13 protein-coding genes and 1 other RNA gene are annotated in these 15,656 nt (G+C 71.8%); 6 read left to right on the forward strand and 8 right to left on the reverse strand.

The window, feature by feature from the left end:
• Positions 1-55 precede the first annotated feature (55 nt).
• Genes hutI through hutH form a run of 5 tightly spaced genes read right to left on the reverse strand, consistent with a single transcriptional unit; the run spans position 56 to position 6,864 of the window.
• Entirely contained in the window at positions 56-1,201 is a 1,146-nt protein-coding gene (gene hutI, locus I6J71_RS37790) for an imidazolonepropionase (RefSeq protein WP_204091237.1), read from the reverse strand.
• Positions 1,189-2,493 (reverse strand): formimidoylglutamate deiminase, encoded by a 1,305-nt coding sequence (locus I6J71_RS37795; RefSeq protein ID WP_204091238.1) that lies wholly within the window; start codon positions 2,491-2,493, stop codon positions 1,189-1,191. The genes hutI and I6J71_RS37795 overlap by 13 nt, the downstream gene beginning before the upstream one ends.
• A complete protein-coding gene (locus I6J71_RS37800; protein ID WP_204091239.1) occupies positions 2,490-3,686 on the reverse strand; it encodes an allantoate amidohydrolase in 1,197 nt (398 codons plus the stop codon). The genes I6J71_RS37795 and I6J71_RS37800 overlap by 4 nt, the downstream gene beginning before the upstream one ends.
• The gene (gene hutU / locus I6J71_RS37805) at positions 3,683-5,335 is read right to left on the reverse strand and encodes a urocanate hydratase (RefSeq protein ID WP_204091240.1); all 1,653 of its coding nucleotides are present in this window, start codon (positions 5,333-5,335) and stop codon (positions 3,683-3,685) included. The genes I6J71_RS37800 and hutU overlap by 4 nt, the downstream gene beginning before the upstream one ends.
• Positions 5,336-5,337: 2 nt before the next feature.
• Positions 5,338-6,864: a histidine ammonia-lyase gene (gene hutH / locus I6J71_RS37810; RefSeq protein ID WP_204091241.1), complete on the reverse strand. Its 1,527-nt coding sequence runs from the start codon at positions 6,862-6,864 to the stop codon at positions 5,338-5,340.
• Between the two features lie 140 nt (positions 6,865-7,004).
• On the opposite strand from hutH, the gene I6J71_RS37815 reads away from it, so the two are divergent.
• Positions 7,005-7,811: an IclR family transcriptional regulator gene (locus I6J71_RS37815; protein ID WP_204091242.1), complete on the forward strand. Its 807-nt coding sequence runs from the start codon at positions 7,005-7,007 to the stop codon at positions 7,809-7,811.
• A 67-nt stretch (positions 7,812-7,878) separates the two neighbouring features.
• Here I6J71_RS37815 and ggt read toward each other — a convergent pair whose 3' ends face one another.
• Complete coding sequence (gene ggt, locus I6J71_RS37820) at positions 7,879-9,681, reverse strand: gamma-glutamyltransferase (RefSeq protein WP_204091243.1); 1,803 nt, start codon at positions 9,679-9,681, stop codon at positions 7,879-7,881.
• A 164-nt stretch (positions 9,682-9,845) separates the two neighbouring features.
• Entirely contained in the window at positions 9,846-11,075 is a 1,230-nt protein-coding gene (locus I6J71_RS37825) for an MFS transporter (RefSeq protein ID WP_204091244.1), read from the reverse strand.
• Positions 11,076-11,175: 100 nt separating this feature from the next.
• On the opposite strand from I6J71_RS37825, the gene I6J71_RS37830 reads away from it, so the two are divergent.
• Positions 11,176-12,075: a LysR family transcriptional regulator gene (locus I6J71_RS37830; RefSeq protein WP_204091245.1), complete on the forward strand. Its 900-nt coding sequence runs from the start codon at positions 11,176-11,178 to the stop codon at positions 12,073-12,075.
• 173 nt (positions 12,076-12,248) lie between these two features.
• On the opposite strand, the gene ssrA is transcribed toward I6J71_RS37830, so the two are convergent.
• Positions 12,249-12,620: a transfer-messenger RNA gene (gene ssrA, locus I6J71_RS37835) on the reverse strand.
• A 166-nt stretch (positions 12,621-12,786) separates the two neighbouring features.
• Here ssrA and I6J71_RS37840 point away from each other — a divergent pair.
• The 4 genes from I6J71_RS37840 (at position 12,787) to I6J71_RS37855 (ending at position 15,621) form a co-directional block, all read left to right on the forward strand.
• On the forward strand, positions 12,787-13,473 hold the full coding sequence (locus I6J71_RS37840; protein ID WP_204091246.1) for a sensor domain-containing protein: 687 nt from the start codon (positions 12,787-12,789) through the stop codon (positions 13,471-13,473).
• Positions 13,470-14,603 carry a sensor histidine kinase gene (locus I6J71_RS37845; RefSeq protein ID WP_204091247.1) on the forward strand — a complete coding sequence of 378 codons (1,134 nt, stop codon included), beginning with the start codon at positions 13,470-13,472 and terminating at the stop codon, positions 14,601-14,603. The genes I6J71_RS37840 and I6J71_RS37845 overlap by 4 nt, the downstream gene beginning before the upstream one ends.
• Positions 14,604-14,658: 55 nt before the next feature.
• Positions 14,659-15,300 carry a response regulator transcription factor gene (locus I6J71_RS37850; protein ID WP_204091248.1) on the forward strand — a complete coding sequence of 214 codons (642 nt, stop codon included), beginning with the start codon at positions 14,659-14,661 and terminating at the stop codon, positions 15,298-15,300.
• A 63-nt stretch (positions 15,301-15,363) separates the two neighbouring features.
• The gene (locus I6J71_RS37855) at positions 15,364-15,621 is read left to right on the forward strand and encodes a hypothetical protein (RefSeq protein WP_370542023.1); all 258 of its coding nucleotides are present in this window, start codon (positions 15,364-15,366) and stop codon (positions 15,619-15,621) included.
• Positions 15,622-15,656 lie beyond the last annotated feature (35 nt).

Below are 15,656 nucleotides of genomic sequence, written 5' to 3' on the forward strand. Positions count from 1 at the left end.
AGGCCGCGTCGGTCCACTCCTGCTCGAACACCTGTCAGCACCCGGCTGATCCGCGTCAGCGCATCCGCTCACCCCGCCTCCACACCGCGTGCGTGAGCGGCACCCCGGGCCGGTACGCGAGGTGCGTCACCGAAGGCGCCTCCAGCACGTGCACGTCAGCCCGCGCGCCCGGCCGCAGGTAGCCGACGTCGTCGCGCCGCAACGCCCGCGCACCGCCGGCCGTGGCCGACCACACGGCCTCGTCCACGGTCATCCGCATCTGCAGCACCGCTGTCGTCACGCAGAACGCCATCGACGTCGTGTACGAGCTGCCCGGGTTCGCGTTGCTGGCCAACGCGACCGTCGCGCCCGCCTGGAGCAACCGCCGCGCCGGCGCCAGCGCCTGCCGGGTCGACAGATCGCACGCGGGCAACAGGGTCGCCACCGTTCCCGACGCCGCCAGCGCCTCGACGTCCTCGCCACTGAGGTACGTGCAGTGATCCACGCTCGCCGCGCCCAGCTCCACCGCGAGCCGCACGCCGGGTCCCTCGCCCAGCTGGTTGCCGTGCACCCGCAACCCGAGCCCCCGCTCCGCCGCCGCCTTGAGCACCCGCGCCGACTGTGCCTCGTCGAACGCGCCCGTCTCGCAGAACACGTCGGCCCACCGCACATGCGGCGCCACCGCGGCCAGCATCTCGCCGCAGACCAGGTCTACATAGGACTCCGCGTCCGCGCCCGGCGGCACGAGGTGCGCCCCGAGGTAGGTGACCTCGTCGGCCACCTCCGCCGCGATCCGCGCCGAACGAGCCTCGTCCTCGACAGTCAGCCCGTACCCGGTTTTGGTCTCCAGGCACGTCGTCCCCTGCGCGGCCGCCTCCTCGACGTGCCGGCGCAGGTTCGCCGCCAGCTGCTCGTCGGACGCTTCCCGCGTCGCCCCGACCGTGACGGCGATTCCGCCCGCGGTGTAGGGCTTTCCGGCCATGCGCGCTTCGAACTCCGCCGTGCGGTCGCCCGCGAACACGAGGTGCGTGTGGCTGTCCACCCACCCCGGCAGCACGGCCCGCCCCTCGACATCCACCCGCTCGTCCGCGGCCGGCGCCTTCGCGGCCGGCCCGGCCCACGCGACGACGCCGTCGTCGAGCACCAGCGCCGCGTCGGACAGCTTGCCCAGTTCGGCGTCGTTGGTGGTGAGCTCACCGATTCCCGTGATCAGAACTGCCACAGCGCCTCGATCTCCTCGGCCAGTACGGTTTCCGGTCGCTCCACGAGCACGTGACAGCCCTCGCGCACCACGTCCCGGCCCGCGACGACCACGTGCCGCACGTCCGCGGCCCCGGCGGCGAACACCACCCCCGACGGCTCGATCCCCGCCGTGCGCACGGAATCCAGCGCCACTGTCACCAGGTCCGCCCCGGCGCCGACCGCCAGCCGCCCCACCTCCGGCCACCCGACGGACGCGTGGTCCGTGCCCGCCGCGAGCAGCTCCCCGGCCGTGAACCGGCCGCGTTCCTCGCTCGCCAGCCGGTCGTCGAGCTCCAGCGCGCGGGTTTCCTCGAAGGCGTCGACCACGGCGTTGCTGTCGCTGCCGACGCCGAGCCGCACACCCGCGTCGAGCAGCTGCCGCGCGGGCCCGATGCCGTCGCCGAGGTCGCGTTCGGTCGTCGGGCAGAAGCACGCGGCCGCCCGCGCGTCGCCGAGCCACTTGACGTCCTGGTCGGTCAGGTGCGTCGCGTGCACCGCGACCAGCCGTTCACCCAGCACGCCGTGGTGCTGCAGCAGAACAGTCGGCGTGCAGCCGTAGGCCGCCTCGCACTGCTCGTTCTCCGCCCGCTGCTCGGACAGGTGGATGTGCAGCGGCCGCCCGGCCGGCACCGCCGCGTCGACCGTCGGCAGGTCGGCACCCGGCACCGCGCGCACGGAATGGATCGCCCCGCCGACGCGGAACAACTCGTCCTCCGCCAGCGCCGCAACCCGCGTAGCCCACTGCTGCGCCGAACCGTCGGAAAACCGCTGCTGCACCTCGTCCGGCGGCACACCGATGCCGCCCGCGAGGTAACACGTGTCTAGCAACGTCAGTCGAAGGCCGGCTTCGCGCGCGGCCTCGCGCAACGCTTCGCCCATCGCGTTGGGCGAGGCGTACGGCCGTCCGCCCGGCGCGTGGTGCAGGTAGTGGAACTCGCCGACGCTGGTGTAGCCGGCGAGCACCATCTCCGCGTAGACGCCCCGCGCGAGCCGGTAGTAGGCGTCCGGGTCCAGCCGTGCGGCGAGCGAGTACATGCGCTCGCGCCACGTCCAGAACGTGCCACGCTCGTGGTGCGTCCGGCCCCGCAGCGCACGGTGGAACGCGTGCGAATGGCCGTTGGCGAACCCCGGCAGCGTCAGCCCCGCGAGGACGGTACCGGACCGGGGTGACCCCGCCGTGACCGACGTGATCAGCCCATCACGCACCTGCACCAGCACGCCGTCCGCGATCCCGTCGGGCAGCCACGCCCGTTCGCACCAGTACGTGGTCATCCCGCCAGCCGTTCCAGCACCTCGGCCAGCGCCCGCGCGCCGGCCTCCACGTCGCCGGCCTCGGCGAACTCCTCCGGAGAGTGGCTGATGCCCGTGGGATTGCGCACGTACAGCATCCCGGCCGGCACGAACCCGGCCAGGATCGCCGCGTCGTGGCCCGCGCCCGTGGGCAGCTCCGGCACGCCGCCGAGCCATTCCCCCAGGTTGCGCCGAAGGCGCTCGTCGAATACGACGTCGTCGGAGTACGACTCGCGCGCGACGGTCAGCTCACAGCCCTCTGCCTCGGCAGCCGCGCGGGCAGCCTGGGTGATGGCCTCGACCAGCTCAGGCGTGACCGTGCCCGGCACCCGCGCGTCGAGCCACAGGTCCACGGTGGACGCGATGACGTTCGTGCCACCGGGGGTCGGCACCAGCCGGCCGACGGTCGCCCGCGCGTCGGGTCGCGCCTTCGCCAGCCGCCGCACGGCGACCACGGTCTCGGCCGCCGGCAGCATTGGGTCCACGCGGTCGGCGATCAGCGTCGCGCCGGCGTGGTTTCCCTGCCCGGTGAAGGAGAACCGCCACCGTCCGTGGGCGATCACCGTGCTGCCGACCGCCACCGGCGAACCCAGGTCGATCAGCCCTCGGCCCTGCTCCACGTGCAGCTCCAGGAACCGCCCGATGAGCCCCAGCCGGTCGGGCTCCGCGCCGATCCGGTCCACGTCGAGACCGGACTTCGCGGCCGCCTCCCAGAACGTGACCCCGTCCGGGTCGCGCAGCGCCCGCGCCCGGTCCGCGGTGATGGTGCCCGTCAGCAGCCGCGAGCCGAGACACGGCACCCCGAACCGGCCGCCTTCCTCCTCGGCGAACACGACCACCGCGAACGGCTTGGCGGGCCGGAAGCCCTTGGCCTGCAACGCCTCCACGGCCGCCAGAGCGCTCGTCACGCCGAGCGGCCCGTCGAACGCGCCGCCGCCCGGCACCGAGTCGAGGTGGCTGCCGGTCACCACAGCGTCCGGCCCCGGTGCGCCCCACCAGGCCCACATGTTGCCGTTGCGATCGGTCTCCACGGCCAGGCCCAGCCGCTCCGCCCGTTCGACGAACCACGCGCGCAGGTCGTGCTCGGGAGCGTCGAACGCGTGCCGGGAGTAGCCGCCGCGCCTCCCGTCGCGCCCGACGCCGGCGATCTCGTCGAGCAGCCCGGAGGCCGTCACGCGTTGTCCCGCATGGGGATCCGCACGCCGCGCTCGTCGGCGATCTCGGTGGCGTGGTCGTAACCGGCGTCCACGTGCCGGATCACGCCCATGCCCGGATCGTTGGTCAGCACCCGCTCGAGCTTCTGCACGGCCAGCGGCGTGCCGTCGGCGACGGTCACCTGGCCCGCGTGGATCGAGCGGCCCATGCCGACGCCGCCGCCGTGGTGGATCGACACCCAGCTCGCGCCCGACGCGGTGTTGACCAGCGCGTTGAGCAGCGGCCAGTCGGCGATCGCGTCGGAGCCATCGGCCATGCCTTCGGTCTCGCGGTACGGCGACGCGACGCTGCCGGAATCGAGGTGGTCGCGCCCGATGACCACGGGGGCCTTCAGCTCACCGCGGGCCACCATCTCGTTGAACCGCAGGCCCGCGAGGTGGCGTTCGCCGTAGCCGAGCCAGCAGATCCGCGCCGGCAGCCCCTGGAACGCCACGCGCTCGCCGGCCAGCTTGATCCAGCGCGCCAGCGACTCGTTCTCCGGGAACAGCTCGAGCATCGCGCGGTCGGTCGCCGCGATGTCCTCGGGGTCGCCCGAGAGCGCCGCCCAGCGGAACGGGCCGTTGCCCTCACAGAACAGCGGGCGGAGGTAGGCGGGCACGAAGCCCGGGAAGTCGAACGCGCGCTCGCAGCCGCCGAGCTTCGCCTCGCCGCGCAGGGAGTTGCCGTAGTCGAAGACCTCGGCGCCGGCGTCGAGGAAGCCGAGCATGGCGTTGACGTGGTCGGCCATGGCCTCGCGCGCCCGGTCGGTGAACTCGTCGGGTTTCTTGGCCGCGTAGTCGTGCCAGTCGTCCACGCTCACGCCCTTGGGCAGGTAGGACAGCGGGTCGTGCGCCGAGGTCTGGTCGGTCACGATGTCCACCTCGACGCCGCGGCGCAGCAGCTCCGGGAGCACCTCCGCGGCGTTGCCCACCACGGCCACCGACAGCGGCCGCCGCTCCTTCTTCGCGGCGGTGACGCGGCGGATCGCGTCGTCGAGGTCGTCGGCCACTTCGTCGAGGTAACGCGTTTCCACGCGGCGGTGCGCGCGCTGCGGGTCGCACTCGACGACCAGGGCCACCCCGTCGTTCATCGTCACCGCGAGCGGCTGGGCCCCGCCCATGCCACCCAGTCCGGCGGTGACGGTGAGCGTGCCGCGCAAGTTACCCCCGAAGCGCTTCTTGGCCACGGCGGCGAACGTCTCGTAGGTGCCCTGCAGGATGCCCTGCGTGCCGATGTAGATCCACGAACCGGCCGTCATCTGGCCGTACATCGTGAGGCCCTGCTGCTCCAAGCGGCGGAACTCGGGCCAGGTCGCCCAGTCGCCCACGAGGTTCGAGTTCGCGATCAGCACGCGCGGCGCCCACTCGTGCGTGCGGAACACCCCGACCGGCTTGCCCGACTGGACGAGCAGCGTCTCGTCGTTGTCCAAAGTGGTCAGTTCACGCGTGATCGCGTCGAAGCTCGCCCAGTTGCGCGCGGCCTTGCCGGTACCGCCGTAGACGACCAGGTCCTCCGGCCGCTCGGCGACCTCGGGGTCGAGGTTGTTGTGGAACATGCGCAGCGCGGCTTCGGTCTGCCACGACTTCGCGGTCAGCTGCGTGCCGCGCGCGGCGCGGACGGTGCGGGACATTGTCAGACCTCCAGACGGGCGGCGGCCAGGACGGCGCCGGAGCGGACGAGTTCTTCGGCAGCCGCGATCTCGGGCGCCAGGTGACGGTCGGGGCCGGGGCCCGCGACCTTCGTGCGGAGCAGGTCACGCACCGCGCCGGTGACCGGCGAAGGTTCGAGCGGTGCGCGGAAGTCGAGCGCACGGGCGGCGGTGAGCAGCTCGATCGCCAGCACCGTCGTCAGGCCGTCGACGGCCTTGCGCAGCTTCCGGGCCGCAGACCAGCCCATGGAGACGTGGTCCTCCTGCATCGCGCTGCTCGGGATGGAGTCGACCGACGCGGGCACCGCGAGCCGCTTGAGCTCGCTGACCACGGCGGCCTGCGTGTACTGGGCGATCATGTGCCCGGAGTCGACCCCCGGGTCGTGGGCCAGGAACGGCGGCAGGCCGTGGGAACGCGCCTTGTCGAGCATCCGGTCGGTGCGCCGCTCGGCCATGCTGGCGACGTCGGCGACCGGCACTGCGAGGAAGTCCAGTACGTACGCCACGGGTGCGCCGTGGAAGTTGCCGTTGGACTCGACCCGCCCGTCGGCCAGCACCACGGGGTTGTCCACAGCGGACCGCAGCTCGCGGTCGGCGACGAGTTCAGCGTGAGCGAGCGTGTCGCGCGCGGCGCCGTGGACCTGCGGAGCGCATCGCAGCGAGTACGCGTCTTGCACGCGGTTGCAGTCGGGCCCGCGGTGGCTCTCCACGATCTTCGACCCCTGCAGCGCGGCGAACATCCGCGCCGCGCTCGTCGCCTGCCCGGGATGCGGCCGCAGCGCCTGCAGGTCCGCGGCGAACGCCCGGTCGGTGCCCAGCAGCGCTTCGACGCTCATCGCCGCGATGAGGTCGGCGATGTCCAGCAGCCGGTGCAGGTCGGCGGCCGCGAGCAGCAGCATGCCGAGCATGCCGTCGGTGCCGTTGGTGAGCGCCAGGCCTTCCTTCTCGGCCAGCACGACGGGCGTGACGCCGGCCGCCTCCAGTGCCTCGGCGGCGGGTTTGCGTACGCCGTCGTGGTCGACCTCGCCCTCGCCCATCAGCGCGAGCGCGACCGCAGCGAGCGGTGCGAGGTCACCCGAGCAGCCGAGTGATCCGTACTCGTGGACGACGGGAGTGATCCCCGCGTTGAGCAGGGCCGCAAGCGCTTGCGCCGTCTCCGGGCGCACGCCCGTGTACCCGCTGGCGAGCGTCCGCAGGCGCAGCAGCATCAACGCGCGGACGACCTCGGTCTCCACCGCGGGCCCCGCGCCCGCCGCGTGCGAGCGGATCAGGCTGCGTTGCAACGCGGTGCGGCTCTCCACGGGGATGTGCCGCGTGGCGAGCGCGCCGAAGCCCGTGGAGACGCCGTACGTGGGCGAAGTCGCGTGCGCGAGGTCCTCGATGTGCTGGCGAGTAGCGGCGAGGTTCTTCTCGGCCGCCTCGGCGAGCCCGACGGGTGTGTGTCCGCGGACGACGCCGACGACCTCGGCCGCGGTCATCGGCTTCGAGCCCAAGAGCACTGGTTCCGGCATGTCAGCCATTGGACAACGATCAGCGGCCCCGGCGGGAGGCCGAAGTTCGCGGCAGTGTCTGGTATCCAAGACAAGACGAGGTTGAAGGCGTCGGTGCCTGGCACGAGTGTCCCGCTCGTGCACCCTCGGGAGGGAGCCAGGTGAGCAGTTCGGACGTTCCCGCGCTCCGCCACGGCCTCGCCGTGCTGCGGCTGCTCGCGCGCCACGCCGGCCCCGTCTCCGCGGCCACCGTGGCCCGCGACCTGCACCTGCCGCGCTCGACGACCTACCACCTGCTCAACGAGCTCACCGCCGCGGGCTTCGTCGCCCACCTGCCCGCCGAACGGCGCTACGGCCTCGGCATCGCCGCGTTCGAGCTCGGCTCGGCCTACCTGCGGCACGACCCGCTCGAACGGCTGGCCGCCCCGCTCCTGCGCAAGCTCGTGGACCGCGTCGGCCACACCGCCCACCTGGGCGTGCTGCACGGCAACGAATCCCTGTACCTGATCAAGGAACGCCCCGCCCGCCCCGAAACCCTCGTGACGGACGTCGGGGTCCGCCTGCCGGCGCAGCTCACCGCGTCGGGCCGCGCGATCCTGCGCCACCTGCCCGCGGCACACGTCCGCGCGCTGTTCCCGACGGCCGGCTCGTTCGTGCTGCGGACCAGCCGCGGACCCGATTCACTGGCCGCCCTGCGCCGCACGCTGGCGGCGGAACAGCGGCTCGGCTGGTCGGTCGAGGACGGCCACGTGACCGACGGGTTCGCCTCCGTCGCGGCCCCGGTGTTCGACCACGGCGCCCGCCCGATGGCGTCGATCTCCGTGACGCTGCGCCATCTCTGCCCCAACGGCAGCCCCGACGGCAGCGCCGGCGACGGCCCGTGCGGCGAGACGTTCCCGGACTTCGCCGCGGCCGTCGCGGAAGCAGCCGCCGAACTGACCGGCCGCATCGGCGGCAAGACCCCCTGACCGACGAAACCGGCCCGCTCCGCCGCCCTGGTCGAGGACGGCGGAGCGGGCCGGTCGAACGAGCGGCTCAGCGGTGCGTGGAAACCACCATCGCCGAGGTACCGCCCCGGCGGACGGGTTCACCGGCCGCGAGGATCTTGCCGCCGCGCTCGAATTCGAGCCCGGCCGCGACGCCGATCGAACCAACGTTGGTGAAGCTCTGGCCCAGCGCCTGCAGTCCCGCCGTGGTCGGCTGCGCGAGGAACGCCGGCTCCGCGTCACTCGTCTTGGCGTTGCGCTGCGAAGCGCGCGGCGCGGCGATCGCGTCCGGCAGGCCCATCCCGAAGTCGAGCCGGTTGACCAGGACCTGCAGCACCGTCGTGATGATCGTGGCGCCGCCCGGCGAACCGACCGCGAGCACCGGCTTGCCGTCCTTGAGCACGATCGTCGGCGACATGCTCGACCGCGGCCGCTTGCCCGGGGCCGGCAGGTTGGGGTCGGGCGCGGTGCCCTGCGTCGGCGCGAAGTTGAAATCCGTGAGCTCGTTGTTGAGCAGGAAGCCGCGGCCGGACACGGTGATGCCACTACCCGCGAGCTGCTCGATCGTGTTCGTATACGACACGACGTTGCCCTGCTTGTCGCTCACCACGAAGTGGTTGGTGTGCTGCTCGTTGCTGTCCGACGACGCAGCCGTGCCCGTCTCGCACCCACCACCCGTGGAGTACGGGTCACCGGGCGCAACCGGGCTCAACCCCGCTTTGTCCGGGTCGATCTGGCACGCGCGCGTGGCCGCGAACTGCTTCGACAGCAGCTGCTGCTGCGGCACTTTCACGTAGCGGGAGTCGCCGATGTAGCGGTTGCGGTCGGCGAAGGCGAGCCGGCTCGCCTCCAGGTAGTGGTGCAGCGCCTGCACCCGGTCCATCTTGGACAGGTCGAAGTTGCCCAGGATGTTCAGCGATTCCCCCACCGTGATGCCACCGCTGGAGGAGGGCGCCATGCCGTAGACGTCGTAACCGCGGTAGTTCACGTGCGTCGGCGACCCGTCGAGAGCACCGTAGGCCCGCAGGTCCGACAGCTGCATCGGGCCGGGGATCGACTTGATCGGCGCGCCCTGCGCCAATGGCGGGTTCTGCACCGTTTTTACCAGGTCACGGCCGACGGAACCGCCGTAGAGCGCCCCGATGCCCTGGTGGCTGATCTGGCGGTAGGTCTCGGCGAGGTCCGGGTTGCGGAACACCGAACCGACCTTCGGCGCCTCGCCGCCCGGCAGGAACAGCGCGGCGCTGGGCGCGAAGTGCGACAGCTTGTCCTTGAGCGAGGTGGTCTGGTCGGCGAACGTCTGGTTCACCACGAACCCGCGGTCCGCGACCTGCACGGCGGGCCGCAGGTCGTCGGCGAGGCTGAACTTGCCCCACCTCTGCAGCGCGCGCTGCCACGTGGCGACCATGCCGGGCACGCCGACGGACTTGCCGCTCTCGACGGCGGTCTCGAACGCGTACGGCTGCCCGGTGGCGGGATCGATGAACATGTCGGGCTTGTCCGCCGCCGGCGTGGTCTCGCGGCCGTCGATGGTCGAGATCCGCTTGGTCTTCGCGTCGTAGTAGACGAAGTACCCGCCACCGCCGGGCCCGGCGACGTACGGGTCGGTGACCCCGAGTGTGGCGGCGACCGCGACGGCGGCGTCGGCGGCGGTCCCGCCCCGGCGCAGGACGTCGATGCCGGCCTGCGTGGATTCGACGGTGTCCGACACGACCGCCCCGCCGTAGCCCTCGGCGACCGGTTGCTTGTCCGCGGTACCCGGGTGGGCCGAGGCCGCCGGCGCGGCAGCGGCCACCAGCCCCACGGTCAGCCCCGCGGACAGCAGGGCGGTGAGTGTTCGACGTCGGCTCATTGCACTCCCTTTCTCAGACCTGCGACGGTCTTCCGGGACTCCCGGCGAGGGGCAGCGCACGCCGTTCGCTCGCCGATGAGCATGTGACGGGAGGTTTACCACCGGTGAGCTCACACAGGAAGCCGTCTTGAGCCGGATTTAGGGTGGTTGCTCCGGACGCCCGATCAGCCCTGCTCGACCGCGCGCCAGCGCGCACCGATCGTCGCCGCGATCACCGCGCCGATCGACAGCACGACGGCGAAGACCGCCATCGCCGCGGCGAGACCGGCGGAGGCGAGGGTGATGCTGAACAGGATCGGCGGCAGGCCCATGCCGAGGTAGGCGATCACGAAGAACATGGCCAGCACACCGGCGCGCGCGTGCGGTACCGCCACCGAGTGCGTTCGCCCGACGCCGCCCTTGAACAGCGCCCCACAGCCGGCGCCGGCCAGCACGAGTGCGAGCAGGTACAGCCACAGCAGCGGGTGGACCAGTGAAACCACCACGAGGGCCAGCCCGATCGGCGCCACGACCATGCCGGTGACGAGCGTCTGCCCCACGCTGAACGACCACAGCAGCAGCAACCCCAGCGCTGACGCGCCGAACATGAGGAACGGCGCGAACCCGGCCATGAAGTGCGAACCGAGGTGCAGCTCGTCCTGCAGCATCTTCGCGCCCATCGCGCTGAGCAGCCCCAGGATGGCGAAGGAGAAGAACGCGGCGCCCGACGCGGCGCTGAAGCCGAGGTGCCCGCGGTGCACGAGCGAGAACCGGCTCTTCGCACCCGTGCGCCGTTCGAGCGTTTCCGGTGTGACGAGCACGAGTCCGAGGCACAGCAGGAGTGCCAAGCCGAACCCGGCCTGTGTGATCAGCAGCGGATCGGTGCTCCACTGCGCCACGCACCCGGCGACCAGCGGGCCGAGGGCGAGCCCACCGAGCGTCGCCATGGTCGACACCACGGCGGGCAGCGGCGACGACGCGTGGTGCGGCCGGGCGTGGTCGTGGAGGTCGTGCAGGTAGACGGTGGCGGTCGAGGCCATGAGCCCGGTGCTGATGCCGTTGAGGAAGCGGCCCAGCAGCAGGCCCGGCAGCTCCGGCCACAGCGCGAGCGTGACCGACGCGACGATCGCGACGACCAGCGAGGACGCGGTCACGACGCGGCGGCCGAACAGATCGGACAGGTGCCCGAAGCACGCGAACGCGACGCTCGCGCCGATCACCATCATCGCGAAGGCGACCGTGAGCATGGTGGTGCTGAAGCCGTCGTGCGCCGCATACAGCGGCCACAGCGGGGTGGGAGCGGTGCCGAACGCCATGAGGATCGTGAAGGCCACCGCGGCGAACCAGAAACCCGTTCGGTGCGAGACCTCCAGCCGGCCGCGAGGGACCGCTTCCGGGGCGGGGACCACAGTCATTTTGCGAACTCCTTTCTCCTTTCGAGTATTGGCTCGACGGTCAGTCACGTAAAGTGATGGTTTTTGCTATTGGTCAGCATCGTTTGTGATGATGGGGCCCGTGGAACTTCGCCATCTGCAGTACTTCGTGACCGTGGCCGAGGAGCAGAGCTTCACGCGCGCCGCGGCCCGGTTGCACGTGGTCCAGTCCGGGGTGTCCGCGACGGTGCGCGCGCTGGAGAGGGAGCTCGGCTCGGCCCTGTTCGACCGGTCGGGCAAGCGGGTCGTGCTGACCGCCGCCGGGCACGCGCTGCTGCCCGAAGCCCGTGCGGCGCTGGCCGCGGTGCGCGCCGGGGAAAGCGCCGTACGCGCGAGCTGCGGCGGCCTGAGCGGGACGCTCGACGTCGGCGCCATCACCGCCGCGCTGCTGATCGACTTTCCCGCCCTGGTCGGCGCCTTCCACGCGCAGTGGCCGGACGTCGCCATCCGGCTGCGGCTCTCGTCGACCGGTTCGGCGGGCCTCGCGCAGAGCCTGCTGGCCGGTGAACTGGACGTCGCGTTCCTGTCCGTGGTCCGGCGCCTGCCGGCGGGCCTGACGGCGCGTCCGCTCGCGTCATACCCGCTCGTGCTGCTCGTGCCCGACGGCCACCGGCTGGCCGGGCGCAGACAGGTCCGCCTGCACGAACTCGCCGAGGAGCCCTTCGTCGACTTCCCCCTCGGCTCCGGCCTGCGCGACCTCGCCGACACCGTCTTCGCCGGCGCCGGCGTCCGGCGGCGCGTGACGGTGGAATCAGCCGACCTCGCCTCCACGGCTGCCTTCGTGGGTCACGGCCTCGGCCTGGCCCTCGTTCCGGAGTTCGCCGCCCGCGACGCGCCCGGCACGCGGCCCGTGCGGCCCGCCGATCAGGTGCCGGACTGGACGCTCTCCGTGGCCACCTCATCCCGCCGCCCCCCGACCGCGGAGCTGCGCGCCCTACTCGACCTCACCGACACCCACCGCCCCACCCAGCCGACCCCCTGACCAACCGGCACCGACCCACCCCCCTCACCAACCGGCACCGACCTCACCAACGCACCCACCGCGATGGGGGTCCGGGGCCCCTCCCCGGGCGGGGTGTGGGGGCCGCGCCCCCACAAAGAGTCCCGACACAAGAAAACCGGCTCACGCTCCCAGTGAGCATGAGCCGGCCATTCTTGTGGAGGTGCCGGGAATTGAACCCGGGTCCTCTGGCGCCTTGACAGGGCTTCTCCGTGCGCAGTCCACTCTGTCTCTACTCGGCCCCTCCAGTCACGTGAACAAGCTGGAGTGACGGGCCCAGCCGCTGTTTGCTTCCCAACCAGGCCCCGCGGCCGGGACTGGCGGTAAGCCTCCTAGCTGATGCCGGCGACCGGGTCGGAGGCGAACCCGGGCCGACAGACTCGCTCGCTACTCAGGCAGCAAGAGCGAAGTCGCGCTGGCTATTGGCCTTGGCGCTTATTGGTTTGCGATGACGCTTGCGGTGGTCTCTCGCCTGCACCGACACGCTTCCCCTGACTCAACGTCCAAAGTCGAAACCGTTCACCCCCTTGTAGGTGGTACACAACTTGTTCATCATAACGCCCACGGCAACCGGGTTGATTCCCGGCGGGGTGGGGCCGGCCCTACCCCGGAGATGCCCGCGCACCCCATTCTTCCGGGGCGGGGGCCGGAGCGAAGCTGAGCAGGTCAACCGCCCTGCGAAGGAGCCCCGCCATGGTCACCGTGTCCGCTGCGAAGAGGCGCAACCCGCCGTTCGGTGGATCACTCGCGTACTTGCTGCTCAACCTGCCGCTTGGCATCCTCGCCATCACGCTCATCACGGTCCTGTCCTCGGCGGGGCTGGGCACGGCCGTGGTGTGGCTGGGGCTGCCCCTGCTGGGTCTGCTGGTGCTGCTCGCCCGTGGCGGCGGCCGGCTGGAGCGGGCGCGCGTGTTCGCGCTGCTCGACACCTACATCGACAGCCCGTACCTGCCGCTTCCGCCGAGCGGCCAGCGCGCCCGCTGGGTGACCCGGGTCAAGGACGGCGCCACCTGGCGCGACCTCGCCTACTTCGTCCTGCTGTTCCCGGCGGCGCTGGTGGAGTTCGTGCTGGTCGTGACGTTCTGGGCCGTGAGCCTGGCGCTGGTCGCGTTGCCGATCTACTACCGCTTCCTGCCGGAGGGTGCCTGGTTCTTCCCGGGATACGATGTGCGGTGGTTCACCGTTGACACGACGGTGGCCGCGCTGCCGTGGGCGGCGCTGGGGGTGCTGTTCGCCGCTTTGTCCGTGGCGCTGACCAGGGGGCTGGCGGCGGTGCACGGCGGGCTCGCCGTGGCGTTGCTGCGGCCCACCGTCTCCCAGCGCCGGCGCATGGAGCGCTCGTGGCAGGAGATCGACGGGATGAGCGCGGTGACCGGATGACCACGGAGCAGCAGCTGCCGGAGCATCCCCGGCCGAACCCGGCGCGCACGATCGTCTACATGATCACGAGCTTCGTGTTCCGGCTCGTGCAGTTCGTGCTCATCGTGGTCGGCGCGACGGTCGGCGTCGGCACCGTCGTGGTGTGGGTCGGGTTCCCGATCCTGCTCGCCACCACCGGCTTCGTCCGCTGGTCGGGCGACGTCGAACGCCGCTGGACGCGCAAGATGCTGCGGACGCCGCTCACGCCCGTCGAACGCCTGCCGCTGGAGGGCCAGTCGCTGACGCGCCGCTGGCTCACCCGCCTCACCGACCCGACGACGTGGCGGGACCTGGCCTACCTGATGATCGCGTTCCCGCTGGCCGTCGCGGAGCTGCCGGTCGCGATCGCGTCGATCGCGCTGCTGCCGATGGCGATCTGGGTGACACCGTGGCTGGGCTGGCTCCACGGCAACCTCGCGCTCTCGCTGCTGGGCCCGAACCGCACGAAGAAGCTTGAGGCGAAGGCCGAGCACCTGCAGGCGTCGCGAGCACGAGGGGTCGACGCGGCGGAAGCCGAACGCCGCCGCATCGAACGCGACCTGCACGACGGCGCGCAGCAGCGGCTCGTCGCCGTCGCGATGAGCCTGGGCCGCGCGAAGTCGAAGTTCGACAACGACCCCGACGCCGTGCGCGACCTCATCCACGAAGCCCACTCCGACGCTAAGCTCGCCGTCTCCGAGCTGCGCGACCTCGCCCGCGGTATCTACCCCGCCGTGCTCGGCGACCGCGGCCTCGACGCGGCACTGTCGGCGCAGGCGGCGAAGTCGCCGATCCCCGTCGACGTCCGGGTCGACGTCGAGCCGCGCCCGCCGGCCGCGGTCGAGACCACGGCGTACTTCATCGTCGGCGAGACGCTCACCAACATCGCCAAGCACTCCGGCGCCACGGAGGCCGTGGTGAAGGTCTGGCGCAGCGAGACTCACGTGATCGTCGAGATCACCGACAACGGCCACGGCGGCGCCGAGGTGTGCCCGGGCGGCGGGCTCGCCGGCCTGGCCGACCGCGCGGCGACGATCGACGGGGTCATCACCGTGGTGAGTCCGGTCGGCGGCCCGACGGTGATCCGGGCGGACCTGCCGTGCCAGTGGTGACCCGTTCGTGAGTGAATAGCCCCGGAGGACTTCACTCACGAGCCTGGGGGGCCTGATGCGGGTAGTTATCGCCGAAGACGCCGTGCTGCTGCGGGCAGGGGTCACGCGCCTGCTCGCCGACGAGGGCATCGAAACCGCCGCCGCCGTCGACAACGGTGACGACCTGCTCGGCGCGGTCACCGAGCACCGGCCCGACCTCGCGATCGTCGACGTGCGGATGCCGCCGACGTTCACCGACGAGGGTCTGCGCGCTGCGCTCGCCGCGCGCCAGGCCGTCCCCGGCCTGCCCGTGTTGGTTCTTTCGCAGTACGTCGAGGAGAGCTACGCAGTAGAGCTGCTCTCCGGTGGGGCCGGCGGCGTCGGCTACCTGCTCAAGGAGCGCGTCGCCGACGTCGCGGAATTCCTCGACGCCGTGCGCCGTGTCGCGAACGGCGGGACGGCGATCGACCCGGACGTGATCGCGCAGTTGATGGCACGCGGGCGCCGCAACCCGCTCGACTCGCTCACCGCGCGCGAATCGGAAGTGCTCGGCCTGATGGCGCAAGGTCTGTCCAACACGGCGATCGCCAACTCACTCGTGGTTTCGCACGGCGCCGTGGAAAAGCACATCGGCAACATCTTTTCCAAGCTCGGCCTCGAAGCGAGCGCGGAGGAACATCGGCGGGTCCGCGCGGTTCTGACGTACCTGGGCCGCTGACGAGATCACGGTCACCCGTTCTGGCGGCAGCACGCACGCGAGAGCCTCACCTACGATGGACGGATGTCTGGTGAGGAGTACCCGGTGACCGACCGCAGTGTGCGCTTCTTCGGCGGCCCGCTCGACGGCCGGGTACAGGAACTCACCGACCAGGAACCGGTTCCGGGCACGATCGTGCGCCACATCCACTTGCACGGCGGCCCGAAGATCGAGACGTTGTACGAACTCGGCCTGACCGAGCACGGGTGGGAGTACCGCGTGAGCGCGACGACGCACACCGAACCCACGCACTCCGAATCGGAGCCCGACGGCCTGAGGTAGGGACAACCCCCGTACCGGCCGAGGGCTCAACCCGA

Source organism: Amycolatopsis sp. FDAARGOS 1241 (genome assembly GCF_016889705.1).
Lineage (GTDB): Bacteria > Actinomycetota > Actinomycetes > Mycobacteriales > Pseudonocardiaceae > Amycolatopsis.

What these genes read in the sequence shown, in the direction of transcription:
- I6J71_RS37795 (WP_204091238.1), bottom strand. Translation starts at nt 2,493, where the DNA reads ATGACCACGTACTGGTGCGAACGGGCGTGGCTGCCCGACGGGATCGCG.
- hutU (WP_204091240.1), bottom strand. Translation starts at nt 5,335, where the DNA reads ATGTCCCGCACCGTCCGCGCCGCGCGCGGCACGCAGCTGACCGCGAAG.
- hutH (WP_204091241.1), bottom strand. Translation starts at nt 6,864, where the DNA reads ATGCCGGAACCAGTGCTCTTGGGCTCGAAGCCGATGACCGCGGCCGAG.
- ggt (WP_204091243.1), bottom strand. Translation starts at nt 9,681, where the DNA reads ATGAGCCGACGTCGAACACTCACCGCCCTGCTGTCCGCGGGGCTGACC.
- I6J71_RS37825 (WP_204091244.1), bottom strand. Translation starts at nt 11,075, where the DNA reads ATGACTGTGGTCCCCGCCCCGGAAGCGGTCCCTCGCGGCCGGCTGGAG.
- I6J71_RS37840 (WP_204091246.1), top strand. Translation starts at nt 12,787, where the DNA reads ATGGTCACCGTGTCCGCTGCGAAGAGGCGCAACCCGCCGTTCGGTGGA.
- I6J71_RS37845 (WP_204091247.1), top strand. Translation starts at nt 13,470, where the DNA reads ATGACCACGGAGCAGCAGCTGCCGGAGCATCCCCGGCCGAACCCGGCG.
- I6J71_RS37850 (WP_204091248.1), top strand. Translation starts at nt 14,659, where the DNA reads ATGCGGGTAGTTATCGCCGAAGACGCCGTGCTGCTGCGGGCAGGGGTC.
- I6J71_RS37855 (WP_370542023.1), top strand. Translation starts at nt 15,364, where the DNA reads ATGTCTGGTGAGGAGTACCCGGTGACCGACCGCAGTGTGCGCTTCTTC.